Genomic DNA, 25,235 nt, shown 5'->3' on the forward strand with positions numbered 1-25,235 from the left:
GTTGTTTGAAATTCCAGTTCGGCACTATTAGCGCAACCGACAAGGCAGACATCTGCCGAGATCGTCGCAGACACGGCCGGGCTCCATGGTGGTTGAAAATACCAAGCGACTGCTGGTGTTCAGACAGCGGCTGATCACGTCCGTAGTTTTACTAGCTTTCGCCGCCGCCGCTGCCTACGGCTTCCTCGCTATGGGGCCGAAGCAAAAGAAGCACTCCGAAATCTCCAGCCAGTCGCGCAGGAATGCGCAGACCTTCACGCCGACGCCGTCCGAATGGGCGACGCTGACGATCGAGCCGGTCAAGGCGCGCGCCTTCCGCGCCGAATACGTCACCGAAGGCAAGGTCGCCGTCGATGAGGACCGGTCGACGCCGGTGTTCTCGCCCTATGCCGGCCGCGTCACCAAGCTGCTCGCCAAGCCGGGCGAGATGCTGAAGCAAGGCCAACCGCTGTTTACGATCGAGGCCGCCGACACCGTGCAGGCCCAGAACGACTTCATCGCGGCGATGACCTCGCAGAACAAGGCGAAGTCGGCGCTCGAGCTCTCCGACATCCAGTTCAAGCGCGCCAAGGATCTCTATGAGGGCCATGCCATCCCGCTGAAGGATTATCAGCAGGCGGAAGCGACGCAGGTTCAGGCGCAGAATGACATGCGCTCCTCAGCGACGGCGCTGGAAGCGGCGCGCAACAAGCTGCGCATCCTCGGCTTCACCGACGAGGCCATCAAGGCGTTCCGGGAAAAAGGCGTCATCGATCGGGAGATCACGATCTATTCGCCGATCTCCGGCACCGTCGTGCAGCGCAAGATCGGCCCCGGCCAATACGTCAACTCTGGCGCCAGCGATCCGGTCTTCGTGATCGGCGACCTCTCCACCGTCTGGCTCACCGCCTTCGTGCGCGAGAGCGATGCGGCTGCGGTCTGCATCGGACAGGACGTCACCGTCAACGTGATGGCGCTGCCGGGCCGTCCGCTCACCGCGAAGATCAACTATGTCGCCGCCGCAATCGACCCCAGCACTCGCCGTCTGTTGGTCCGCGCCACCATCGACAACAAGGACGGCTTGCTCAAGCCGGAGATGTTCGCCAACGTCACGATCTACTCGGCAGGCGACCGCGCCGCACCGGCGGTGCCGAAACAGGCCCTGATCTACGAGGCCGACAAGGTTCGTGTCTGGGTCGCACGCGAGGACAAATCGGTCGAGCTGCGCCAGATCAAGATCGGCCTCGTCAACGGCAACCTCGTCGAGGTCACCGGCAACCTGAAGCCCGGCGAGCAGATCGTCACCAAAGGCAGCCTGTTCATCGACCGCGCGGCGTCCGGCAGCTGACGACGACCCAAGAAATTGAAGACCTGAATGGATCGTCTCGTCGCTCTTGCCGTCAACCGGCGCTTCCTGATGGTCGGCATGTTCGCCGCCGTGCTGATCGGCGGCCTGATCGCGTTCAACCAGCTCAACATCGAGGCCTATCCCGATCCGACCCCGCCGATGGTCGATATCGTGACGCAGAGCCCGGGACTGTCGGCGGAGGAGATCGAGCGCTACATCACGATCCCGATCGAGACCCAGGTCGCTGGCCTGAAGAACATCACGACCATCCGCACCATCTCGCTCTACGGTCTCTCCGACGTCAAAATTCAGTTCTCCTTCGCCTACACCTATGACGAGGCGTTGCAGCAGGTGTTGAACCGCCTGGCGCAGCTTGCGCCGCTGCCGGGCAACGTGCAGCCGCAGATTTCGCCGCTGAGCCCGATCGGCGAGATCTTCCGCTACCGTCTCGTGGGTCCGCCGAACTACAGCGTGCTCGACCTCAAGACCATTCAGGACTGGATCCTGCAGCGCCGCTTCCGCGCCGTGCCGGGAGTCATCGACGTCACCGGCTGGGGCGGCAAGAGCAAGACGTACGAGCTCCAGGTCGACTTCAACAAGCTGGTCGCCAATGGGCTGACGCTGCCGCAATTGCTGCAGGCGGTCGGCAATTCCAACGTCAATGTCGGCGGCAACACCGTCAATATCGGCCAGCAATCGGCCGTGGTGCGCGGCGTCGGCCTGATCCGCTCGATCGACGATCTCGCCAACACCATGGTGGCGCAGACCGGCGGCAATCCGGTGCTGGTCAAGGACGTCGCCACCGTCACCGTCGGCCAGAAGCCGCGCCTCGGCATTGCCGGCCTCGACGATTCCGACGACATCGTGCAGGGCATCGTGTTGATGCGGCGCGGCGAGCAGAGCTCGCCGACCATCAAGCGTGTCCACCAGCTGGTCCAGCAAATCAACAGTTCCAGCATCTTGCCGCCCGGCGTGCGCATCGAACGCATCTACGACCGCGGCGACCTGATCGAGCTCACCACCCACACGGTGCTGCACAACATGGTGGTCGGCATTGTCCTGATCGTGCTGTTGCAGTGGATCTTCCTCGGTGATCTCCGCAGCGCGCTGATCGTCGGCGCCACCATTCCGTTCGCGCTGTTCTTCGCGGTCATCATCCTGGTGCTGCGCGGTGAATCGGCCAATTTGCTGTCGGTCGGCGCGATCGATTTCGGCCTGATCGTCGATGCCACCGTGATCATGGTCGAGGCGATCTTCCGCCGCCTGACGCACACGACGCCGATCTCGGAAGCCGGGCTTATGTCGCCCGAGACGACGTTCGGCATGAAGAGCCACGCCATCCTCAGCGCGGCCGCCGACGTCTCGCGCTCGATCTTCTTCGCCGCGGCGATCATCATCGCGGCGTTCCTGCCGTTGTTCACGCTGTCGGGCGTCGAGGGCAACATTTTCGGGCCGATGGCGCGCACCTATGCCTATGCGCTGGCCGGTGGGCTGCTTGCGACGTTCACCGTCACGCCGGCCTTGTCCGCGATCATCCTGCCGGCGCATGTCGAGGAAACCGAGACCAGGGTCATGCTGATCCTGCACCGCTTGTACTCGCCGCTGCTGCAATGGGCGGTCGCCAATCGCAACATCGTGCTCGGCGGCGCGGCCGGCCTGGTGCTGATGACGGTGGCGCTCAGCCGGCTGCTCGGCCTCGAATTCCTGCCGAAGCTGGAAGAGGGCAATCTCTGGATCCGCGCCACGCTGCCGCCGACCATCTCGCTCCAGGAAGGCAATTCCTACGTCAACGAGATGCGCAAGGTGATCCGCGCCCGGCCTGAGGTCGAATCCGTCGTATCGCAGCACGGCCGTCCCGACGACGGCACCGATGCCGCCGGCTTCTTCAACGCCGAGTTCTTCGCGCCGCTCAAGCCCGTGAACCAGTGGCCCGGCACCCGCGACAAGGAAGAGCTGACCGCGCAGCTGCTCAAGCAGCTCGACGATCGCTTCCCCGGCGTCGAATTCAACTTCTCGCAATATCTCCAGGACAACGTCTCCGAAGCCGTCTCCGGCGTGAAGGGCGAGAACTCGATCAAGCTGTTCGGCAGCGACCTCCAGGCGCTCACTGACACCGCGAACAAGATCAAGCAGGTGCTGGCCACCGTGCAGGGCGTCACCGACCTTGCGGTATTCACCTCGCTCGGGCAGCCGACCATCCAGATCGACATCAACCGTGCCAAGGCCGCGCGCTACGGCCTTGCGCCGGGCGACATCAATGCCACGATCAAGGTCGCGGTCGGCGGCGACACCGCGGGAGACCTCTACGAGCCCGGCAGCGATCGTCACTTCCCGATCATTGTCCGCCTCGCGCCGGAATATCGCAGGAGCGCGGAGGCGATCCAGAATTTGCGGATCGGCGCGCCCGGGCCGAACGGCAGCGTCACCCAGATTCCCCTCAGCGAGGTCGCCGACATCAGCCTCGTCTCGGGCGCGGCCTACATCTATCGCGAGCAGCAGGAACGCTATCTGCCGATCAAGTTCTCGGTGCGCGAGCGCGACCTCGGCAGCGCGATTAGCGAGGCCCAGCAGAAGATCGCGGAGCAGGTGCAGCTGCCGCCCGGCTCGCACATGGAATGGGTCGGGGAGTTCGGCAATCTCCAGGACGCGATCCGGCGGCTGTCGATCGTGGTGCCGATCTCGCTGGCGCTGATCGGCGTGCTGCTCTGGTTCAATTTCGGCTCGATGACCGACACGCTGCTCGCGATGAGCGTAATCCCGATGGCGATTTTTGGCGGCGTGCTCGGCCTGTTGATTTCGGGCACGGCCTTCAGCGTCTCCGCAGCGATCGGCTTCATCGCGTTGTTCGGCATCGCCGTGATGGACGGCATCATCATCCTGTCGCAGTTCAACCAGCTGATCGAAGAAGGCATGGAGCGCATGACCGCGGTGGTGCGCACCGGAGAGTTGCAGCTGCGGCCGGTGCTGATGACCTGCATCGTCGCCGGCGTCGGCCTGCTGCCGGCGGCGCTGTCGGAGGGGATCGGCTCGCAGGTGCAGAAGCCGCTCGCGGTCGTCGTCGTCACCGGCATGATGCTGGCGCCGGTCGTGATCCTCGTGACCTTGCCGGTCCTGATCTCGTTCTTCTCGCGCCGCGGGCGCTGAGCGTCAGAACCCGTACAGCCGCGCCGGGTTGTCGACCAGGATCTTCTTGCGTACCTCCGCATCCGGCGCCCACACCGGAAGCTGGTTGAGCAGGCGTCCGTCATCGATCTGGTAGAGCGGCGCGATGTCGGTTGCCTTGCGCCCCTCGACCCGGCTGGAATCCGGATGCGGCCAGTCGGTGCCCCAGACGATGCGCTCCGCATTGGCCGCGATCAGCGCCCGGGCATAGGGCACCATGTCCTGGTAGTCGGGTGCGAGCTTCGAGGAGCGATAGGCGCCGGAGATTTTCACATAGGCCTTGCCGGACTTGACGAGCGCGATCAGGTCGGAAAATCCGGGTTGCTCCAGCCCGAGCGAAGCCTCGAGCCCGCCGAAATGGTCGAACACGACCGGCACCGGCGCCGCGTCGACGAGGTCCTTGATCGCCGAGATCATGGCCAGCGTGGTGTAGAGCTGCACGTGCCAGCCGCGTGCCTTCATGCGCTCGACGGCGGCGGTGAAGCGAGGCCGGCCGACATTGGGATCGTTGACGCCGCCCGTCGCCAGATTGAGGCGGATGCCACGGAAGCCATCTTGATGCATCGCATCGAGCTGTGCCTCAGTGATCTTGTCGTCGATCACGGCGACCCCGCGCGCGGTCGCGCCGCGTGCCTTCATGCCGAACAGGGAGGAGGAATTGTCGGTGCCGTAGACGCTCGGGGTGACGATCACCACGCGCTCGATATGCAGCGCCTTGTGCAGCGCGGCCATTTCTTCAGGGCTTGCCGGCTCTGGCGTATAGACGCGGCCTGCGAAGAACGGGAATTTTTCGACATCGCCATGGATGTGGGTGTGGCAGTCGCAGGCATGCGCGGGGACGTCGAAATTGACCGGCGTCGCGGGCTGCGCGGCACGCGCATGGGCTCTGCTGGTCATGGCGGCTCCGGCGGCAAGGGAGGCAAGCACGACGCTGCGTCGGTTGAGCACGGGTTCTCTCCCTGTTCGATTTTCTTGAAGTTGTACGGGACAGTATCACATCAGCCTGGCAGCTGCCGCTGCGCTTCGCTGCATAGCTGCTCGACAAGGCCCGCAAGCGGGCGCGAGCCGTCGATGCGCACCACCGGGCAGGGCAGGCCCGCGAGCCAGGCCTCGTGTTCGGCTAGATTGCGGCCCTCGCGATCTCCGGCCTCGTAGTGGGAGGCCCAATCGACAAAGGACTCGGTCTCGTCGTGGCGCCAGCCACCCTGCGCGACGGCGTCGGCGCCGAAATGGGCCGCCTCGCGTGCGCGCAAGCGCTGCAGCCGGATCTCGCGCGGCGTGGTCACGAAGACCACGAGATCGAACAATGGAACAAGCTCGTCGCCCCAGCCGGTGACGGATCCGCTCAGCACCCAATCCAGGCGCGGCAGGAACATCTCGTGCATCAATCGCAGACGCTCGGATGGCGGACGCGTGGTCCGGTAAGGCGGCACGGTCGGCAGCCAGAAATAATCGTCGGTGTCGTGATGCGGCAGCGCAAGCCGGCCCGCAAGCGCCCGACCGAGCGTCGTCACGCCGGAGCCCGAAGCTCCCATCAGATGGATGCGGCGGCTTTGCATCGGCTCCGCCTGGATGAGTTGAGCCTATTGCCCCGACGGCGTGCGCAGGCCGTGCCAGGCGTCGCGGACCTGGTGATAATGCACCTCGGGCAGGTAGTCCGGCGTGTTCAGGTTCAGCGTCTTGACGTCGAGATGGCCGATGGCGCTGAGCAGCGTGTAGGAGGCGATGACGCGGTCGCGCTGCGCGCCGATCAGGCGGGCCTTGGCCTGGATCAGGTCGGCCTGCGAGTTCAGCACGTCGACCGTCGTGCGCTGTCCGCCGGCGGCCTCGCGCTGCACGCCCTGCAGCGCGACGGTCGCGGCCTTCACCTCGGACTCCGAGGCCGAGACCGCGACCTTGGCGCCTTCGTTGGCAACCCAGGCGCTGACCGCCGCCGTGCGCGCCTGGTTGCGAATCTGGTCGAGCACGAGCCGGCTCTGCGCCGTGATCTCCTTGGCCTGCCGGGTCTGCGCGGCGGCCTGGCCGCCGTCATAGATCGGGGCCGTGACGTTGGCGACGATCGAGGCCTGGTCCTCGGCAAAGGTTCCGAGCGTCGGGTCGTTGTTGCGGCTCTTGCTGGCGCTGCCCTGGATGGTGGCGCTCGGCAGCAACACGCCTTCGGCGATGCGGATGTTGGTGGAGGCGACGTCGACGTCGAAGCTGGCGGCCATCACCGCCGGATGCTGGCGGATCGCCATCGTCATGGCGTCTTCGCGGCTCTTCGGCAGATAACGGTCGACGGCCTCGGCGGCCCGAAGCTGCGACGGTGAATTGCCGATGACCTGCGCATAGGTTGCCTGGCTGACGGCAAGCGCGACCTCGGCGGCGTTGAGATCGGCAAGGCCGCGATTGAGGCGCGCCTCGGCCTGCGCGCTGTCGGTCGGCGTGACATCGCCGGCGTTGAGGCGGCGCTGGGTGACGGCGAGCGTCTCGCGCAGGAAGGCCACGTTGGAACGCTGCGCCTCGACCAGTGACTGGTTGGCGAGCACGTTGGTGTAGGCGGTGACGGCGTCGAGCAGCACCCCCTGGCCGACATTGCGCAGCGCCTCGCGGCCCGACTGCACCTGGAGCTCGGCGGCCCGCACGCTGTTGGCGGTCCGGAAGCCGTTGAACAGGGTCTGCGTCACGGTGACGCCGATGATCCACGGCTTCAGGTTGCCGGTCTGGATGGTGTTGTCGGGCAACAGATTGCGCACTGATTGCAGGCCGGCGCTGAGGCTCGCCACGATCTGCGGCCGGTAACCGGCGAGGGCCTGCGGCACGTTCTCGTCCGTGGCGCGTTGTCGCGCCCGTTCGGCATTGAGCTGCGGATTGGTCTGGTAGGCCTTGGCGAGCGCCTCCGGCAGGGCCTCGGCCCAGGCGGCGGAGGGCAGGGCGCCACAGAGCGCCAGCGCGGCCCATGTGGCAAGCACGGAACCTGCGCCCGGTCGGCGCCGCGTCATTACGCGACCAGCTCTGGCGGCACGCCCAATCATGTAATCTCGCTTAATCCCGGCTGTCCGCCCCCGCCGACGGTGGCCTCTTAGCTGTTTAACCAGCCGAGGTCCCGCAGGCAAACTGCCGCGGGGAAAACCCCCATGAAATCCGTGCTTGTTGCAGCTTCGTCACAGGGATCCCGTGTAACGTGGCGAGCCTTACGACAGCCTGACCGTTCGGCGCCGTTACCGGTTCTTGTTCACCGGCTTGCGCTTCTCGATGAACGCCGCCATGCCCTCGGAGCGGTCCTCCAGCGCGAAGGTCGCGTGGAACAGGTTGCGCTCGACGCTCATGCCTTCGGCAAGCGTGGTCTCGAAGGCGCGGTTCACCGCTTCCTTGGCCATCGCGGCGGCAGGGCGCGACATCGCGGCGATCTTCTCTGCCGCCGCCATCACCTCGTCCATCAGCTTGTCAGCGGGCACGATGCGGCTGACGAGGCCGCTTCGCTCGGCTTCCGCCGCGTCCATCATGCGGCCGGTGAGGCACAGGTCCATGGCCTTGGACTTGCCGATCGCGCGCGTCAGGCGCTGGGTCCCGCCGATGCCGGGAATGGTGCCGAGCGTGATCTCGGGTTGACCGAACTTTGCGGTGTCGGCGGCGATGATGATGTCGCACATCATGGCGAGCTCACAGCCGCCGCCGAGCGCATACCCGGCAACCGCCGCAATCGTCGGCTTGCGGCAACGTGCGACGCGGTCGCCGCCGATCGCGGCAAAATCCTCCGAGAACATGTCGATGAAGGCCTTCGGCTGCATCTCCTTGATGTCGGCGCCGGCGGCAAAGGCCTTCTCGCTGCCGGTCACGACGATGCAGCCGATGGCATCGTCCGCCTCGAGATCATCGACCGCGGCGGCGATCTCGCGGAAGACGCCGAAGGAGAGCGCGTTGAGCATTTTCGGCCGGTTCAGCTTGATGATGCCGACCGCGCCTTTGCTCTCGACGATGATGTGTTCGAACGTGCTCATGCTCCACCCACGCGTTTGATTGAGCGGGCAATGTGCCCGCTGGCGCGGATGGCTTCAAGAGGGCCGCAGATGCCAGGACGCGCGGGGCCGCGCGTCCCTTGGGAACCGCGATCAGGCCATGAACATGCGCGCGGCGGACGCAAGCGTGAGCAGCGTGCCGACACCGATGAAGATCTTACCGATCAGGGAGCTCTGGTCCCAGGCCGAGCTCTGCTGGCTGCTTGCCATCACCGGCGCCGGCCGGGGCTGGGCCTCGGTTGCGGCAATGACCGCCTTCTGTGCCGGCGGATCGTCCTGTTGCGCGGCGCGGTCGATGTCGTTGAGCTGATCGGGTGCGACGACCTGGCTCTCGGCGTTCGGGGCGCTGGTATTGTCGGCCGCGGCCTGGACATTGTCGTTGGCACGGTCCGTCATCGCGGAGGCCGCAGCCGAGGTCGGCGTGTCGGTGGCGGCAAGCTGCGCGTTGGCATTGGCAACTGCCGGCGGCATCTGGCTTGAGGCCGGCAGGTCGTTGTCGGCCGCTTTGTTGTCGGCCGCCTTGCTCTCAGGCTTACTCTCAGGCTTGCTGTCGGACTTGGCCTCGTCGGCCTTTGCTTGAGGATCAGCCTTGTCGTCCGGTTTCTGTGCCGTCTTGCCGGTGCTGGTGCGGCGAGACTCGTGGCGCCGATGCTTGCCCGGCTTGGCCGCGTCGGCCTGCTTGCCCGCACTGTCCGATTTGCTCGCAGCTGAGCTTGGCTCCGCCCGTGCAGAGCCTCCGAACAGCAACAAAAGCCCGGCCACAACAATCAGGGCCGCGCGCCCGCTGGCTTTCATCATGTGATGATCTCCCCAATTCCGCCCGTCCCGGAAGCGAACAGAGACCCTGGGGCGTGACGACAGCGGGGCGGAAAATGGGAATCTTCGGGCACCACCGGGCAAAAACGGGGCAAACCGTCCCTGTGCCGCCGGGCGCCGGGTGCGGGCCGGGGCGATCGGTGTTATGAGCCGTCGCGGAGATCGACGGCCGTATCGGTCGCGAGGCCCGGCCAATGATCACGAATTCGTGATCTTTGCCGCCTCGCGTAACAAATTGATCGAACGGCCGAATTGCATGGTGAGGGGCGCGCGTGCGCGGACGTGAGGACGAATGGACCGGCCTGATGCGGTCGGCCATGGCAGGCGATGATGCGGCGTATCATCGCCTGTTGAAGGCGGTCACGCCGGTGCTGCGCGCTGCGGCGAGGCGTGGCCTGGCGCGGGCCGGGCAGCCTCCCGATCAGGCCGAGGATATCGTGCAGGAGATTTTGTTGGCGGTGCACCTGAAGCGGCACACCTGGGACAGCGAAGCCCCCTTCGCGCCCTGGCTGTTCGCGATCGCCCGCAACAAGCTGATCGATGCGCTCAGGCGGCGCGGAAGGCGCATCTTCGTCAACATCGACGATTTCGCCGAGACGCTGCCGGGCGAGGCGCCGCAAGAGACGGCCTCGGCTGGCGAAGTCGCGGCGCAACTGGGCACGCTGCCGCAGCGCCAGCGCGACGTGCTGCAGTCGATCGCGGTCGAAAGCGCCTCGATCAAGGACACGGCGTCGAAGTATTCGATGAGCGAAGGCGCGGTGCGGGTCGCCCTGCATCGCGGACTTGCGGCACTGACTGCCAAATTGCGGGACCACTAGTCATGGATACCGACCAACTGATCCGCTCGCTCGCAGCCGACAACGCTCACCGCGTGCCGCGCGTCGGGACCGTGTTGACGATGGCGCTGCTGGTGGCCGCGCCGCTGTCGATCCTGATTTTCGCGACCTTCCTCGGCATGCGGCCGGACGTGATGACGGCCATGCGCAATCCGTTCTTCGACATGAAGTTCGCGGTCACATTGTCGCTCGCGATCCCCGCGATCATCGTCAGCCTGCATCTGTCGCGTCCCGAAGCCTTGATGCGCGGCTGGGGCTGGCTGCTGCTGCTCCCCGTAGGGTTGCTGGCGGTCGCGATCGGCAGCGAGGCGATGATGGCGCCGGCGATGCCGATGACGATGCGGCTGATGGGCAAGAACTCCAGGGTGTGCCTGGTCGCCATCCCCGCGATGTCGCTGCCGCTGCTCGCAGGTGCGCTGTTCGGCCTGCGACATGGTGCGCCCTCGCATCCGGCGCTTGCAGGCGCGCTCGCCGGCCTGGTCTCGGCCGGCCTCGCCGCGACGCTCTACGCCTCGCATTGCACCGACGATTCCCCCCTGTTCGTCGCGACCTGGTACACGCTCGCGACCGCGCTGGTGACGGCGATCGGCGCGGCGGTGGGATCCAAAGTCCTAAGATACTAGAGCGTCAGCTTCACGCCGCCGGAATCGTGCTCTGCTGCATGCGATGGAAGCGCAGCACCTGCTGCGCGGTCGACGAGCGCAGCGCTTCGTAGGTGTCGCGTAGCGTCAGCATGTCGGTCTGCGGGCCGCCCGAGAGCTTCTCGCGCATGGCGATGATGGCGCGCACGCTCGGCCAGGACATGCCCGCGACCTTGGCGAGGATCATCACGCCTTCGGTGCGGCTTTCGATCATCATGGTCTCGGCGGTCTCGACCGCGACGCCCGCGAGCGCGGCGAGCCCTGCATTGGTCTCGTCGAACTTGCCCTGCTCGGCGAAAGCGGTGAGCTGGAATTCGTCGAGGCGGCCGTCCTCGTGCAGCGATTTCACCAGCGCGCGCGCCATCTCGGTCTGCTTGTTCATGGTGGCGGCGCGCATCCTCTGGGCAACTTCCTGGACCACGCTCGACACCTCGTCCGTGAACTCCGGATGCGCCGCCTCGAGCTTCCTGCGCACGCTCAAGGACGCCTTGGCGACCAGCTTCAGATAGTAATGGCGCGGCAGGTCGGGCCGCAAGCCGATGCAGGTCGCGAGGTCGTCGTCGCGTTCGGCGCGGGTGACGAGGTCGGTGAGGCTTCCCTCCGAGAGCCGCGCGCCCGGATTATTGACGGTCGACTGCACCACGTCGGCGTTGCCGCGCGTCACCAGCACGTCGGTCAGCGCCTCCGACAGCACGCGCCGGAGCGAGATCGCCTTGAGATGCGCCTGGCCTCTCGTGCGCGCGATCTCGATCAGGGTCGTCTCGTCCAGCCGTTCCGATTTCGTCAGCACGGGCCCGGAGACCTCGATGACCTCGTCGAGCGCGAGCGTGCGGATGATTTGCGGCGGCGCGGCCGCGATCGGTGCGAGGCGGTCGGCAAGCAGCGCCTTGGCCGACGTCTCGATCTGTTCGACCAGGCACTGGAACACGTCGTCGAACAGGCGGATGTGGTCGTCGGAATAGTCGACCGCGTTGCCCACGAAGAGATCGGTGACGCGGCGCAGCGTCTCGACCCGGCGCGCCACGGTGCCGTGCGAGAGCGCAGTCTGCAATTCCTCGAGCAGGTTCTCGGATGATTTTATGGATTTGGATATCATTGCCCTGTCCTGGAGCGTTCGGTCCGGCGGCTTCTGTCGCGCCGGAATCAAATGGATTGGTCAGCTGATTGCAATGCAGTTGCGCCCTTGCGCCTTGGCGGAATAGAGCGCGCGATCGGCGCGGGCGAGAAACGTGTCGGCAGTATCGAGGTCGCGCAGCGTCACGACGCCGGCAGAAAGGGTCACGCGCATGCCTGGGGAGAATGCGTGCCAATCGAGATCGGCGACGATGCTGCGCAGGCGATCGAGCATGCGCTGCGCGGCATCGCCCGACGTGTCCGGCAGCAGCAGCAAAAATTCCTCGCCACCGTAACGGCCAAAGCTGTCGGACGGGCGGATATTGGCGAAAATGGTGATCGCGAAGGTGCGCAGCACCTCGTCGCCGACGGGATGGCCGTGGGCGTCGTTGATGCGCTTAAACCAGTCGAGATCGATCAGCGCGATCGCGCAGGGAGCCGAGGTCTGTCGCGACTTCTCGATCTCGACGTCGAGAAGGCGCATGATGCAGCGGCGGTTGTAGGAGCCGGTGAGCTCGTCGAGCTCGGCCAGCTCCTCGATGCGCCGATAGGCGGCCTTCAGCTCGATGCTGCGCCGGTACAGGATCTTGCGCAGGGTTGCGCCGAACAGACCGAGGAAGGCGCACTGACCGATCACCAGCACGAAGCACAGCATCGAGGCGGTTCGCTCCAGGCGGGTGGCGACCGGCATTCCGATCGGCAGGTCCGTGCCCAGGAAGACGAAGCCAAGCCCGCAGGTGGAAAGGCCCCAGGTGACCATCGCCTGGCGCGAGGTCATGCGCAGCGTGCCGAACGCGAAGATCAGAAACAGCACGGCGACGAACGCGACCCCGATCGTCGGCACGGCGAGCAGGAACAGCAGCTGCAGCGCCATATGCGCCGAGATCTGGAACACGGTGAGGTAATGATCCTCAAACCGGTCGCCGAAGCCGGCCTCCGACAGCACGGTGAAGGTCCCGATGATCAGGAGGCCGCCGAGCCAGAACAGCGACGGAACGGCCATGTCGACCGTGCCGCCGTAGGCGTAGAGCAGCAGGACGGAGGCGCCCAGCGAATAGCTCGCGACCTGGCCGATATACATCTGGCGGCGCTGCCGGGCCCGCCGCGCCCGGACTTCGGGGGCCGCAGCCTCGGGGGCGAGGACGATATCCGCGACCTCAGCAGCATTCCTCTCGGGAAATGACGTCGCGGCCGTGCCCATGATCCCGCCAAAGGTGGATGTCAGCGCAAAAATCTACGTGGCAAGCCTTTAGGTTTGGTATCCTTTGAAACCGAATCCGAACCGTGCAGCACGGAACAAGGTGATGGGCCGGCGAAAGAATTTTTTGCCGGCGGTCAGGCATCGGTGCGGTGTGATCGAGCCTAAATTGGGCTTGGCGAGACAGATGTCGTGCGGCGCTGCTATGGAACCGGACGAGGCCGGGCCGCCTGTGCCGGACAGGCATTCCGTAAGGAAGTATCTCAGTATTATGTTACCAATCTGGATTGTGGCGGCCGACGGCTGCGAGCGGGACAGGAAAAAAGCGCGTATGTGGGGTGGATCACACCGGCGCCCGTACGAGTGCGGTAAATTGAACAATTTTGCACCCCCAGTCGAACCGTCTGCTGCGCCGACCCGACCAACCTTGCGAGACGGCCTTTGAGCGTGACACAGGCGGCTTCGGACGAGGTCCTGATCGCCAGGATCGCCCAGGGTGACCGGCTCGCCATGCAGGTGCTGTACGGGCGGCACCATGTCAGGGTCTACAGGTTCGGGCTCAGGCTCGTGCGGGACGAGCAGGCGGCGGAAGACCTCATCAGCGAGGTGTTTCTCGACGTCTGGCGTCAGGCCGGCAAGTTCGAGGGCCGATCCGCCGTTTCCACCTGGCTGTTGGCCATTACCCGATTCAAGGCCCTGTCTGCGCTCCGGCGCAGGAAGGATTTCGAGCTGGACGAAGACGCCGCGAACGCGATCGAGGACACGTCCGACGATCCGGAAACGGTGGTGCAGAAGAAGGATACCAGTGCAGCGTTGCGGGGGTGTCTGACGGGCCTCTCGCCGGAACACCGGGAAATCGTCGATCTCGTCTACTACCACGAGAAGTCCGTGGAAGAGGTGGCCGAAATCGTCGGGATACCGGAGAACACTGTGAAGACGCGCTTGTTCTATGCGCGCAAGAAACTGGCCGAACTGCTGAAGGCAGCCGGCGTTGAGCGAGGCTGGCCATGATGGCTTTGAGCAAGAAGATGCTGGAGCAAGAGCCCGGTGAAATTGAACTGCTGCTGCCGTGGCACGCTGCCGGCACGCTGAACGCGCGCGATGCGCGCCGGGTCGAGGAAGCGCTGGCGCGCGATCCCGAACTGGCCAGGCAATATGCCGCGATCCGCGGCGAATACGAAGAGACCATTCATCTGAACGAGAGCTTGGGGGCTCCCTCGGCACGCGCGATGCAGAAGCTGTTCGCCGCGATCGACGCCGAGCCGGCGCGGGCGACCGGCTCGCTGCCGCTGTCGGCGCGCATCGCGACCTTCTTTGCGAGCCTGTCGCCGCGCACGCTGGCGTGGTCGGCGGGCCTTGGCGCCGTCGCGCTCGTGCTGCAGGCCGGCGTGATCGGCGCCGTGCTGATGAAGAACCAGCCCGCGACCTTCCAGACCGCTTCGCTCTCGACCAGCGCGCCGATCACGCGCGAGCTCGGCAGCGCCGCCGCGCCGGCACGCGCCCTGGTGCGCTTCACGCCCGAGGCGCGCATTGCCGACATCACTGCGCTGCTCGACAGCTACCACGCCTCGATCATCGACGGCGCCAGGGGCGGCATGTTCCGGCTCCAGTTCGACAAGGCCATGAGCCAGGACGAGCTGGCTTCGCTGCTCGGCAAGATGCAGCGCGAGAAGTTCGTCAACCTCGCCGTCGCGGCGCCCTGAAGCATGATCCGGAAAAGTGCGCAGCGGTTTTCCGTAAAGATCATGCTTGAACGGCAAGCGGTCGGCGCGGCGCTTCTGATCGCCGCCTGCCTCGGCGTCGAGGTCGCACAGGCGCAGGCGATCATGCGCACTCCCACGATCAGCGTGCCCTCGCGAACGCCGACCGTCTCGCCGAGCATCACCCCGCGGGTCAGCCCCAGTATCGCCGCGCGGGCCGTCAACGTCGGCCCGGGCCCGCGGACGATCGCGACCTTTCCCCACACCACGACGTCGCGGATCCGGCCGCCGACGACGGTGCTGCCCCATACGCGCTACTCGCCGAACCTGTATCAGGCCTGCACCGCGCCCTATCGCGATGCCGATGGCGAATGCCTGGCGCAGCCGAGTGCGGGCGGCGGTGGCGCAGCCAAGTCCGGCAAGAAGAGCGCCGGCAAGGGCCGCGGCGACGCCACGCCGGCCGCCGCCGCCAATCTGCGCAGCTTCGCCAATGAATTCGTGGCGGAGATCGATGGAACGCTGTCGCCCGGCGATGCCGACGCACTTGCCCGCCGGCACGGCTTGACGCGCATCTCGTCGGAGAATTTCCCGCTGATCGGGGCCACCTTCGGTCTGTTCCGCATCACCGATGGCCGTCCGTACGAGACGGTGCGGCGCGAATTCGCGGCCGACGGCAGCGTGCGCTCGGTCCAGCCGAACTTCCGTTATGCGCTCCAGGACCAGAAATCGACGATCCCGAGCGGGGGCGATCCCGCCCAATATGCCCTGGCCAAGCTCCGCCTGCCGCAGGCGCATAAGCTGGCGCAGGGCGCCAACGTCACCATCGCCGTGATCGATTCCGGCATCGATGCCCGGCATCCCGAGCTCGCCAATTCCGTCGCCGACAATTTCGATGCGCTCGGCAGCACCGAGGGCCCGCACGTCCACGGCACCGGCATCGCCGGCGCGATCGTGGCGCATGCCCGGCTGATGGGCAGCGCGCCCGAAGCGCGCATCATCGCGATCCGTGCCTTTGGCGGGGCCAACGGCGGCACCGAAAGCTCGTCCTACATCATCCTGCGCTCGCTCAATTACGCCGCCGAGCACGGCGCGCAGATCGTCAATATGAGCTTTGCCGGTCCCAAGGACGCGGTGATCGAGCGCGCCATCGCGGCCACCGCCGCGCGCGGCCTCGTGCTGATCGCGGCCGCCGGCAATGCCGGCGCGAAATCGCCGCCGCTGTATCCGGCCGCCAATCCCAACGTCATCGCGGTCAGCGCGACCGACCAGCAGGACAGGCTGTTCACCGCCTCCAACCGTGGCAATTACATCGCCCTCGCGGCGCCCGGGGTCGACATCTTCCTGCCGGCGCCGGACGGCAAATACCAGATGACGTCCGGCACCTCGTTCTCGGCGGCCTATGTCTCCGGCGTCGCGGCGTTGCTGCTCGAGCGCAATTACGCCTTGAAGCCGGAAGCGCTGCGCATGACGCTGGCGAAGACCGCACGCGACCTCGGCTCGCCCGGGCGTGACGAACTGTTCGGCGACGGTCAGACCGATGCGTTTGCCGCGGTGATGGCCGTTCCCGCCGACAGCGCCACGCCGGTCGCGGCTGCGTCCGGTACAACAAAACGTGAAGATGCCGGCAAGCGTCGCGATGAGCCCAATAGCCGCGCGATCGAACAACCCTCGCTGTCGAGCGCGGAAGAGAAAGCCACGGATTCTCAGGCGGATAGGCCGACGGCGCGATAGCGGCTGCGACAAAGATGCACGCGCGCCGAAGGCCAAAAAAGCGAACGGCGCCTTGAACGTTCAGCTCCCTGCCACGACCAAATTATGTGGGAGCGGTCATCCCTCCCCATAGGTCATATCAGGCGCGAGCGCCCATCCACCCCAAGCGCCCATATGGCTCGACCCGTCCGGTTGTCCCCCCGGACGGGTCTTTTCTTTCCAGGATACTTTTTGAGCGCAGCGGATTCCGGTTCGCGTGACGAAGATGCCTCAAGACCAGAATCCGCAGCATCGATGCTTCGGGGCGTCGAATTCTTTGAAACGCAGCGGACGCTCAGCTTTCGGTTGAAAGGTCACGCCGGCATCCACGTCCGGCCCGGGCAAAGCAAGCAGCAGGTCCGCTATGCCTGTGCGAAGCTTGACTCCAAAACGCAGCAAATCTCCGCACGACTACGGTATTTGACGACGCGGGCAGCGTCGTTGCTGGACAAGTCAAATCTTTTCCACAAAATATTCATGTCGCGTAGAAATTGATTCGTGTGCGTTGCGTCCCCCCATCCGTGTTCTCTCCTGACGGGCTGGTCCATGACACATCGCCAAGAATCCGATTGCGCGTCTGATCGCGTCGTGGCTGCTGGCCGCGATGTCGCGGCGCGCTGGTGCGCTCTCGCCGAGCAGCGGCTGCAGCATCTCTCCGAAATGTTCGAGACCGGCCGCTGGCGCCGATATCACTCCGAGATCGCATTCCTCGAAAACATCCAGGAAGCCAAGCTCGCGGTCCAGACCTGGCGCGCGCTCGCAACCGGTGGAGACGTCGCCGAGGCGGCGGCAAGCGTGACCCCGGCATTCGGCTGGTCGCCGGCGACCATGCCCCGCGTATTTCCGCGCGAGCAGCAGCCGCAGACGGTGCAGCCGAAGTCCGTCCACATCGCCCCCGAGACCGCCGTGCCGGTCAGGCTTGATCCGACGCCGGACGTCCTTGCCGAGGTCACCGAAGCGCTGCCCGCCGCGCCCGTGGCCCCGGCGTCATTTACCGCGCCTGCCGAGATGCCACCGCTCAAGGCTCCCGCTGCGAGGGCGCCGCTCACCGCCCCCGCCGTGAGATCGCCGCTCGCCGCGCCAGCCGCATTGGCTCAGTTCACCGCGCCGGAAGTGAAGCCACCGCTCGCGGTGCCTGCCGCGAAGCCGCCAAAGGCTGTGCCTGCCGCGATGGCGGCGCTCCTGTCGCAATTCGTCCCTCCGGCCGAGGAAGTCGTCGCAGCCCCCGAGCGCGTCGTCGAATTCACCTTCAGCCTCGACGGCCTGGAAGCCAAGTACCCGCTGCTCAGGAATGCGTTCTAACGCTCCGAAGGTTGGCGGAGGGAAGCAACCGCGGCTCTCGCTCCGTCATCCTGAGGCGCGAGCCGGGGGACTCGAGGCGTCCCGTGGCGAGCCTCGAAGGATGAACGGCCCGGCCGCCGGCCGCGCCTACCTTCGGACCGCATTGCCGCCGAGCACCACCTGCGCAAATCGTTGCGCGCCCTCTGCCGACAGATCCGAGGTCACGGCACGGGCGTGATCGAGGCCGACGACGGCGCCGCGCGGGGTCTCCGAGATCATGTTGTTGTTGACGAGCGCGATGCCGGCGCCCGGCATGACGGAGACGCCCACACCCGCCAGTGCCCTGCGGATCACGTTGCCCGTGATTGCGACGTCGCGCAGATATCGGCCCCAGCCGGCGACGATGCCGTAGGACGGCGCGTTCTCGATCACGTTGCCGGTCACCGACGTATCCGCCTCGACGTAGATGCCGACGCCGGCATCGTCGTCCGGCGCGGTGCCGATCGGCCGCTTCGGGATCAGATTGCGGATGATGTTGCCCTGGACCACGGCGATGCGGCCGCCTTCGTTGAAATTGCACACGGAGACGCCGACGGCGGCGCCATCGACCGTGTTGTTGGCGATCACGGCGGCTTCGAACGCGAACTCCGAATAGAGCGCGACCTCGCGCACGTCGCTGACGCTGTTGCCGGTGATGTGGATATTGGAGGCCGAATTGCCGCGCACCGCGGAATAGTCGCAGTTCCTGATGCGGTTGCCGCGCACGATCACGTTGCCGGCACGGAAAGCGTTGATGGCATTGCCGTACTGCCCGGAGCCGCCTGGGCCCGCCTTGATGTTCTCGATGCGGTTATCGGCGACCAACGTGCCGTCGTCGCCGATCGACGTGCGCAGGATCTCGATGCCATTGGCATTGGTGCCGAGAATCGTGTTGCGGGAGACGTTGAGGCCTTTGGCATCGAACGACACCAAAGCCGTCACGGCGATGTCGGTGAAGATATTGCCGGAGATCACGCCGGACACCTGCTCGAGCCAGATGCCGCTGCCGCCCGAATTCGTGATCTCGCAATCGGCGATGCGGACGTCGCGTCCGCCGAGAAGGTGGACCAGGCCGCGCCGGGCCGGCAGCGCAATGCCGCCGCCGTCTAAAGCGATGCCGGAAAGACCGACGGAGTTCGAACCCTCGCTCTGGATCGCCGAGGTCCCGCCGGTGAAGAGAATCTTCGTTGCTCCGCGCACACCGATCAATTGTGCGCCGTGCGGCAGCCGCAGCAGCCCGCTGCGGTAAACGCCGGGCGGCAATGCCAGCGGCATCTGCGCCCGCGCGGCTTCATCGATCGCACGTTGGAGCACGCGGGTCTGATCCTCGCTGCTGCCGGGGCGCACGCCGTATTGCGTGGCATCGCGGCCGAGCAGGGACGTCAGCGGTGCCGCGCGCGCGGCGTCGGCCGGCATGGCCAGCGCACCGGCAATGCCGGCGGTGGAAGCTCCGATGAGGTGACGGCGATTGAGGTCCATGACGCGTCCTCCGGCGGACGCGGGCGTCCGCGAGGCTTAGGTAGCGCAGGGCGGCCGAGGGCGCGGGGATTGTTCGCGGTAGGGTTAAATGTTTACCGCCAAGACGCTGCCGCAGGGTGGGCAAAGCGAAGCGTGCCCACGATTTGCTGGCTGACGGAACGAGATGGTGGGCACGGCGCAAGGGCGCCTTTGCCCACGCTACGAAATCCGCATGGTCCGCTGCTTCCGTGCCAACTGCACCATCTCCATCAACATCGCTTCCCCCGCGTCCACCAGTTCCTCCAGCGTGATCCGCGGCGCCGCCTTGCGGCGCGCGGCGCTGCTGCGCGCGAGCAGGGGGATATGGACGAACGCCGCAAGCTGCGGACGACCCGCCCTGACGTTCTCGATCGCGCGCCAGCTCAAATAATTGCAGAGATAGGCGCCGGCATCGCGCGAGGACCGTGCATCGATGCCGGTGAGGCGCGCGGCGCGCAGCAGTCTTGCCGTGTGCGGGCCGAACGTCATGGCGTCCGCGTGGCCGGCGATGCCGCGCTTGCTCGATCGGGTGTTGGCGGCATCGGGCCAGAGCATGGTGACGGCATTGCGCGCACGGGTCTCGATCCGCAGGTAAGGCGTGCGCGCAGCGAGGCCGAACATCAGAAGCGCATCCGGCTTCGCTTTCGCGAGCAACTCGGGCAATTGCCGGTCGACCGCGGCATAGGTGACCGGGAAGATGTGGCTGGCGATCGCGACATCATCGAGTGCCGGGCGGCGCAATTGCGCCAGCCGCGCCACCAGCGGCTGGGTCGGGTTATGGGGCGCGCCGGGAAACGGCCCGAAGCCGGTGAGGAGAATGCGGAGTTTTTCGCTCATTGCAGCAATCCCAGGATCTGCTCGGCGGCGAGTGCCGGGGTGAGGTGGCCCTCGGCGACCTCGGCTTCGATCTTCCGGACCTTGGTGCGAACCGACGCCTCGCTGCGCAGCCGCGCCAGCATGCGCTGCTCCAGCATCGACCACATCCACTTCACCTGCTGCTCGCGCCGGCGCGCGGCGAAATCGCCGGAGGCATTCATCGCTTTGCGGTGGTCGAGCACCTTCTGCCAGAGCTCGGCGATGCCGGTGCCGGCCAGTGCCGAATAGGTGACGACGGGGGGATGCCAGTGCTCGGATCGCGGAGCCAGGATATGCAGCGCGCCGCGATAGTCCGCGGCGGTGATGTTTGCGCGCTTGAGATTGTCGCCGTCGGCCTTGTTGATCGCGATCATGTCGGCGAGCTCGACGAGGCCCTTCTTGATGCCCTGCAATTCGTCGCCGCCGCCCGGCAGCATCAGGGCGAGAAAGAAATCGGTCATGTCGCAGACCGCGGTCTCGGACTGGCCGATGCCGACGGTCTCGACCAGCACGACGTCAAAGCCGGCCGCCTCGCACAGCAGCATCGCCTCGCGGGTCTTCGCCGCGACGCCGCCGAGCGTGCCCGAGGACGGCGACGGCCGGATGAAGGCGTGGTCGGAGGCCGACAGCCGCGCCATCCGCGTCTTGTCGCCGAGGATCGAGCCGCCGCTGCGCGCCGAGGACGGGTCGACCGCGAGCACCGCGACCTCATGGCCCTGTTCGATGAGATACGTGCCCAGCGCATCGATGGTGGTGGATTTGCCGACGCCGGGCGAGCCGGTGATGCCGACGCGGAACGCCTTGCCGGTGTCCGGCAGCAGCATCTGCACCAGCTCGCGCGCCAGCGCCTGATGGTCGCCGCGCCGGCTCTCCACCAGCGTGATGGCGCGCGCCAGCGCCGCGCGGCTGCCGGCGCGGAGCTCCTTGGCGAGGGTCTTGATGTCGATGGATTTGCCAATAGTCATGATTTTTTCGCGTCCAACCGCTAGCGGCCCGACATGCGAATGTGTCTTTCAGCGCAGGATTTCAACGGTGGAAGGTGAGCTTGAATGATGTCCCAGACGATCTCGGCTTTCGTCATATGGTAGGCATGACGTAGAAGATTTCCGAAGTCGATCATCCTGCGCCAGTCGATTTCAGGCTCGGTTCGCTTGATCTCATCCGGGATGAATCTTGAAGCCTCGCAGATGATTTCGAGAAGGCGTTCGATTGCCAGACGGGCGGTCCTTTCTGAGACGAACTGATCGAAGCTGAGGCCCTTCACGATGCTTTCGATGTCGGTGATGGCTTCCAGAATATCTCGCAGCCGGTCTTCCGCGGTCGGCGGCATTCAGAAGACCTCAACCAAATCATCCGCGATCCGCTCGGCCATGCGTGGCTTCAGCAAGTCTCGCATCGAGATCTGCGCTCGAAGGCCGACCTCATCCTCGATCAGGTGCAGGACCCTGAAATAGTCGAACCGCGGCGTTTCCTCGCGCGAATTGGTCTCGATCAGAACATCAAGATCGCTATCGAGCCGGGCGTCGCCACGGGCGCGGGACCCGAACAGGTACAGGCGGGTGACCCCCGCGGCTCTCAGGGCGGGAGCAAGCTCTCTGAGCTTTCCGACAATCGTCTCGAGCGGAATGTCTGCGACCTCTGTCATGGCCCGATACTAGCACAGGGTTGCAGACTGGCCCAGCCGCCGGCCTCGACCGCCCCGGGGTGGGGCAGGGCGAGAACCCCCGCCGATATCACCTGCTCGCCGCTGCAGCGGCTTGAGGCTGCTTCACCTTGCGCCAGATCCACACCATCACCGGCCAGAGCAGGGCACCGATCGCCATGGCGGCGAGAATGGCTGCGATGGGACGTTCGAAGAACGGCAGAATGCTGCCGTCGGACTTGATCAGCGAGGTCACGAAGGCTTGCTCGACCATGGTGCCCATGACGATGCCGAGCACCATGGCAGCGACGGGATAGCCGTTCGTCTCCATGACATAGCCGATCACGCCGAAGGTGGCGACGGTGACGACGCCGAACATGTTGTTGCCGATCGCGAACGAGCCGACCGCGCAGCACAGCATGATGATCGGCATGATGGCCGAGCGCGGCGCCAGCAGGATGTAGGCGGCGACCCGGATCATGGCGATGCCGAGCGGGATCATCATGATGTTGGCGATGATGAACATCAGGTAGATCGCGTACATGCTCGACGCCTTCTCGGTGAACAGCGTCGGGCCCGGGTTGAGACCCTTCATGTAGAGCACGCCGATCGCGATCGCGGCGATGGTGTCGCCGGGAATGCCGAACAGCAGCGAGGGCACCCAGCCCGAGGCGATGCTGGCATTGTTGCTGGCGCCGGCCTCGACCAGGCCCTCGACGTGGCCGGTGCCGAACTTTTCCGGCTCCTTGGAGAAGCGTTTCGACATCGCATAGGAGACCCAGGCGGCCATGTCGGCACCGGCGCCGGGCAGCACGCCGATGATGATGCCGACGATGTTTCCGCGCGTCATCTGCCAGCGATACAGCTTGGTCAGCTTCCACTGGCCGGCCAGGATGCTGCCGAATTTTCGGCGCGGCAGCGGCGGCGGCTCCGGCGTCAGCATCGCGCGCATCACCTGCGCCACCGCGAACACGCCGACCAGCGCCGGGATCGGCTCGATGCCGCCGAACAGGTCGGTGAGGCCGAAGGTGAAGCGCGGCACACCGCCGGGATTCTCGATGCCGATGCAGGCAACGAGCAGGCCGATGAACATGCCGGCGATCGCCTTCACCGGCGAGGAGCGCGCGACCAGAGTCGCGCACATCAGGCCGAGCAGCGCCAGCCAGAAATATTCGAAGGTCGAGAACGACAGCGCGATCTCGGCGAGCGGCGGCGCCAGGATCATCAGCGACAGCACGCCGGCGATGCCGCCGACGGCGGAAAACCACACGCCGGCCCCGAGCGCGAGTTCGGCCTGGCCCTTGCGCGTCATGGCATAGGCCTCGTCCGCATAGGCGGCGGAGGCGGGCGTGCCGGGAATGCGCAAGAGCGCGCCGGGGATGTCGCCCGAGAAGATCGCCATCGAGGATGCCGCGACGATGGTCGCGATCGCCGCGATCGGCGACAGGTAGAACGTGACCGGGACGAGCAGGGCGGTCGCCATGGTTGCCGACAGGCCCGGCAGCGAGCCGATCACGAGGCCGTACACTGAGGCTGCGAACATCGAGATGATGACCTCCCACGTGGAGATCAGCGCGAACGCATCGAGCAGGGTTTTCAGCATGGGATTACCAGGGCGTCGGCAGCAGGCCGGCGGGCAGCGGCACGCGGAGCAGCTTGCCGAAGATGAGGTGGACGGCGAAGGGCGAGAGCGCGGCGAGCGGCAGGGCCAGCTTCCACCTGGCGCCGAGCGCCGTCGAGGTGACGTAGACCATGATCGCTGCGGTGATGATGAAGCCGAGCCTGTCGGCTGCAACCACGTAGAACAGCAGCAGCAGCGGCGGCAGCAAAGCGCGCAGGCCATAGAGCCTGCCCTGCGGCGGCGGGGCTGCTGCCTGACCGTCCTCCAGCGGGATCAGCTCTTCCTCCTCCTCGAAGGAGTGGCCGATGCCGAACACGATCGCGAGCCCGCATAGTGCAAGGCCGCAGCCGATCACCAGCGGGAACACGTTGGGGCCGACCGGCTGTCCGGGCACCGGCGGCAGGATCCAACCGCCATAGGCGGCCGCCGCGCCGAGGGCGACGAGAAACGATCCCGTGACGGAGTCGGGAAGACGCATGGAAGAAGTCCTGTCAGAATTCCGGGAGGTGGGCTCCGTCTCCCCGCGTGGGCCGGGCCAGCGCATATGCGGAAGGTGCTCGGCCTGCATGGTTCGAGACGCCCGCTTTCGCGGGCTCCTCACCATGAGGGTCTGATATCTCGCCGCAGAACGCGACCTCATCCTGAGGGCCCGCCGCAGGCGGGCATCTCGAAGGATGGGCTGCAAGCGAGCTACTCGCCGCCTTCTTCTCCATACGCGATAGCCTCGCCGCACGCGAGGAGAGGTGAACAATCACGCCTTGCTGAGGCCGGCCGCCTTCATCGCCTCGCCCATCTGGGCGTCGCCCTTGTCCATGAAGCTGGCGAAATGGGCGGCATCGCCCCACACCGTGCCGAAGCCGCGATTGCTCATGAAGTCCTTGAACTCGGCGGAGTCGTAGACCTTCTTCAGCGCCGCAGTGAGCTTGGTTGCGATCTCAGGCGGCAGGTTCTTCGGCCCGGCAATGCCGCGCCAGGCGCCGGTCGCGTAGTCGATGCCCATCGCTTCCTTCAGCGTCGGCACGTCCTTGAAGACCGGGTTGCGCGCCGGCGCCATGATGGCGAGGCTCCTGGCTTTGCCGGCCTCGATGATGGCGCGCGCCTCCGGCACCGAGCAGGTGGTGAGGTCGAGCCCGCCGGCGGCGAGATCCTGCATCGCGGGCGCCGCACCGTTCGACGGCACCCAGGCGACCTGGTTGGCGGGCAGGCCCATCGCCTGCATCCAGCCGACCAGCGCCAGATGCCAGATGCCGCCCTGGCCGGTGCCCGAAGCCTTGAACTTGCCGGGAGGCGCGGCCTTGATCGCGTCAGCGAGTTCCTTGACGGTCTTGTAGGGCGAGGACGAGGAGACCTGGATGCCGGGGGGATCCTCGTTCATCAGGGCCAGCGGCGTGTAGCTCTTCGGCGTCAGCTCGGTGAGGCCCTGCCAGTGCATCATCGAGATTTCGACGGTGAGCATGCCGATCGTGTAGCCGTCGGGCTGCGCGGTCGCGATCGCGCTGTGTCCGACCACGCCGGAGCCGCCGGTGCGGTTGACCACGTTGAAGGGCTGGCCGAGATCCTTCTCCAGCAGTGCGGCGACGATGCGCGCGGTCGCATCGGTGCCGCCGCCGGCGCCCCAGGGCACGATCACGGTGACCGGCCGGGCCGGATAGGCCTGAGCGAGTGCGGGCTTGAATCCGAAAGCGGCGGATGCCGCGACGGCGGCGGTCGAAGCCGCAAAGGTACGGCGCGAAATCTTGGACATTGAATGCCTCCCAGCG

At 66.1% G+C, this 25,235-nt stretch carries 23 protein-coding genes; 8 read left to right on the forward strand and 15 right to left on the reverse strand.

From position 1 onward, the window contains the following. Positions 1–85: 85 nt before the first annotated feature. Positions 86–1,327, forward strand: a complete 1,242-nt coding sequence (locus K410_RS0113425; protein ID WP_028135349.1) for an efflux RND transporter periplasmic adaptor subunit — start codon at positions 86–88, stop codon at positions 1,325–1,327. 27 nt (positions 1,328–1,354) lie between these two features. Continuing rightward, a complete protein-coding gene (locus K410_RS0113430) occupies positions 1,355–4,471 on the forward strand; it encodes an efflux RND transporter permease subunit (protein ID WP_028135350.1) in 3,117 nt (1,038 codons plus the stop codon). A gap of 3 nt (positions 4,472–4,474) precedes the next feature. Here K410_RS0113430 and K410_RS0113435 read toward each other — a convergent pair whose 3' ends face one another. From K410_RS0113435 to K410_RS0113455, 5 genes are all read right to left on the reverse strand, one after another. Continuing rightward, complete coding sequence (locus tag K410_RS0113435; RefSeq protein ID WP_028135351.1) at positions 4,475–5,437, reverse strand: amidohydrolase family protein; 963 nt, start codon at positions 5,435–5,437, stop codon at positions 4,475–4,477. Positions 5,438–5,487: 50 nt separating this feature from the next. Continuing rightward, positions 5,488–6,048 (reverse strand): P-loop NTPase family protein, encoded by a 561-nt coding sequence (locus K410_RS0113440; protein WP_028135352.1) that lies wholly within the window; start codon positions 6,046–6,048, stop codon positions 5,488–5,490. A gap of 24 nt (positions 6,049–6,072) precedes the next feature. After that, a complete protein-coding gene (locus K410_RS0113445; RefSeq protein WP_028135353.1) occupies positions 6,073–7,503 on the reverse strand; it encodes a TolC family outer membrane protein in 1,431 nt (476 codons plus the stop codon). A gap of 186 nt (positions 7,504–7,689) precedes the next feature. Next, positions 7,690–8,469, reverse strand: coding sequence for an enoyl-CoA hydratase (locus K410_RS0113450; protein ID WP_028135354.1), 780 nt, complete (start codon positions 8,467–8,469; stop codon positions 7,690–7,692). Between the two features lie 111 nt (positions 8,470–8,580). Further along, positions 8,581–9,285, reverse strand: a complete 705-nt coding sequence (locus K410_RS0113455; RefSeq protein ID WP_028135355.1) for a hypothetical protein — start codon at positions 9,283–9,285, stop codon at positions 8,581–8,583. A gap of 290 nt (positions 9,286–9,575) precedes the next feature. Here K410_RS0113455 and K410_RS0113460 point away from each other — a divergent pair, with 290 nt between their 5' ends. Both K410_RS0113460 and K410_RS0113465 read left to right on the forward strand, forming a co-directional pair. Further along, a complete protein-coding gene (locus K410_RS0113460; RefSeq protein ID WP_028135356.1) occupies positions 9,576–10,121 on the forward strand; it encodes a sigma-70 family RNA polymerase sigma factor in 546 nt (181 codons plus the stop codon). 2 nt (positions 10,122–10,123) lie between these two features. After that, complete coding sequence (locus tag K410_RS0113465) at positions 10,124–10,762, forward strand: NrsF family protein (protein WP_028135357.1); 639 nt, start codon at positions 10,124–10,126, stop codon at positions 10,760–10,762. A 10-nt stretch (positions 10,763–10,772) separates the two neighbouring features. On the opposite strand, the gene K410_RS0113470 is transcribed toward K410_RS0113465, so the two are convergent. After that, positions 10,773–11,876: a DUF2336 domain-containing protein gene (locus tag K410_RS0113470; protein ID WP_028135358.1), complete on the reverse strand. Its 1,104-nt coding sequence runs from the start codon at positions 11,874–11,876 to the stop codon at positions 10,773–10,775. A 60-nt stretch (positions 11,877–11,936) separates the two neighbouring features. Further along, positions 11,937–13,094 (reverse strand): GGDEF domain-containing protein, encoded by a 1,158-nt coding sequence (locus K410_RS0113475; RefSeq protein ID WP_028135359.1) that lies wholly within the window; start codon positions 13,092–13,094, stop codon positions 11,937–11,939. A gap of 438 nt (positions 13,095–13,532) precedes the next feature. On the opposite strand from K410_RS0113475, the gene K410_RS0113480 reads away from it, so the two are divergent. From K410_RS0113480 to K410_RS0113500, 4 genes are all read left to right on the forward strand, one after another. Beyond that, on the forward strand, positions 13,533–14,102 hold the full coding sequence (locus K410_RS0113480) for a sigma-70 family RNA polymerase sigma factor (protein WP_028135360.1): 570 nt from the start codon (positions 13,533–13,535) through the stop codon (positions 14,100–14,102). After that, a complete protein-coding gene (locus tag K410_RS0113485; protein WP_028135361.1) occupies positions 14,099–14,794 on the forward strand; it encodes a hypothetical protein in 696 nt (231 codons plus the stop codon). The genes K410_RS0113480 and K410_RS0113485 overlap by 4 nt, the downstream gene beginning before the upstream one ends. 42 nt (positions 14,795–14,836) lie before the next feature. After that, a complete protein-coding gene (locus tag K410_RS0113490) occupies positions 14,837–16,522 on the forward strand; it encodes a S8 family serine peptidase (RefSeq protein WP_155253382.1) in 1,686 nt (561 codons plus the stop codon). 606 nt (positions 16,523–17,128) lie between these two features. Continuing rightward, complete coding sequence (locus tag K410_RS0113500) at positions 17,129–17,842, forward strand: TIGR03809 family protein (protein ID WP_028135364.1); 714 nt, start codon at positions 17,129–17,131, stop codon at positions 17,840–17,842. Between the two features lie 126 nt (positions 17,843–17,968). On the opposite strand, the gene K410_RS0113505 is transcribed toward K410_RS0113500, so the two are convergent. From K410_RS0113505 to K410_RS0113540, 8 genes are all read right to left on the reverse strand, one after another. After that, positions 17,969–19,339 carry a TIGR03808 family TAT-translocated repetitive protein gene (locus K410_RS0113505; protein ID WP_028135365.1) on the reverse strand — a complete coding sequence of 457 codons (1,371 nt, stop codon included), beginning with the start codon at positions 19,337–19,339 and terminating at the stop codon, positions 17,969–17,971. Positions 19,340–19,537: 198 nt separating this feature from the next. Further along, positions 19,538–20,194 carry a pyroglutamyl-peptidase I gene (locus tag K410_RS0113510; protein ID WP_028135366.1) on the reverse strand — a complete coding sequence of 219 codons (657 nt, stop codon included), beginning with the start codon at positions 20,192–20,194 and terminating at the stop codon, positions 19,538–19,540. Continuing rightward, positions 20,191–21,177 (reverse strand): methylmalonyl Co-A mutase-associated GTPase MeaB, encoded by a 987-nt coding sequence (meaB, locus tag K410_RS0113515; RefSeq protein ID WP_028135367.1) that lies wholly within the window; start codon positions 21,175–21,177, stop codon positions 20,191–20,193. Before meaB ends, K410_RS0113510 begins: the two co-directional genes overlap by 4 nt. A 20-nt stretch (positions 21,178–21,197) precedes the next feature. After that, positions 21,198–21,542: a HepT-like ribonuclease domain-containing protein gene (locus tag K410_RS0113520; protein WP_028135368.1), complete on the reverse strand. Its 345-nt coding sequence runs from the start codon at positions 21,540–21,542 to the stop codon at positions 21,198–21,200. Next, positions 21,543–21,857: a nucleotidyltransferase family protein gene (locus tag K410_RS0113525; protein WP_028135369.1), complete on the reverse strand. Its 315-nt coding sequence runs from the start codon at positions 21,855–21,857 to the stop codon at positions 21,543–21,545. It abuts the gene before it with no gap. An 88-nt stretch (positions 21,858–21,945) separates the two neighbouring features. Further along, complete coding sequence (locus K410_RS0113530; RefSeq protein WP_028135370.1) at positions 21,946–23,457, reverse strand: tripartite tricarboxylate transporter permease; 1,512 nt, start codon at positions 23,455–23,457, stop codon at positions 21,946–21,948. A 4-nt stretch (positions 23,458–23,461) separates the two neighbouring features. Further along, positions 23,462–23,953, reverse strand: coding sequence for a tripartite tricarboxylate transporter TctB family protein (locus K410_RS0113535; protein ID WP_028135371.1), 492 nt, complete (start codon positions 23,951–23,953; stop codon positions 23,462–23,464). Between the two features lie 273 nt (positions 23,954–24,226). Next, positions 24,227–25,219, reverse strand: coding sequence for a tripartite tricarboxylate transporter substrate binding protein (locus tag K410_RS0113540; protein WP_028135372.1), 993 nt, complete (start codon positions 25,217–25,219; stop codon positions 24,227–24,229). Between the last annotated feature and the right edge of the window lie 16 nt (positions 25,220–25,235).

The sequence above is a fragment of the Bradyrhizobium sp. 22 genome (genome assembly GCF_000482425.1).
Taxonomy (GTDB): Bacteria; Pseudomonadota; Alphaproteobacteria; order Rhizobiales; family Xanthobacteraceae; genus Bradyrhizobium; species Bradyrhizobium japonicum_B.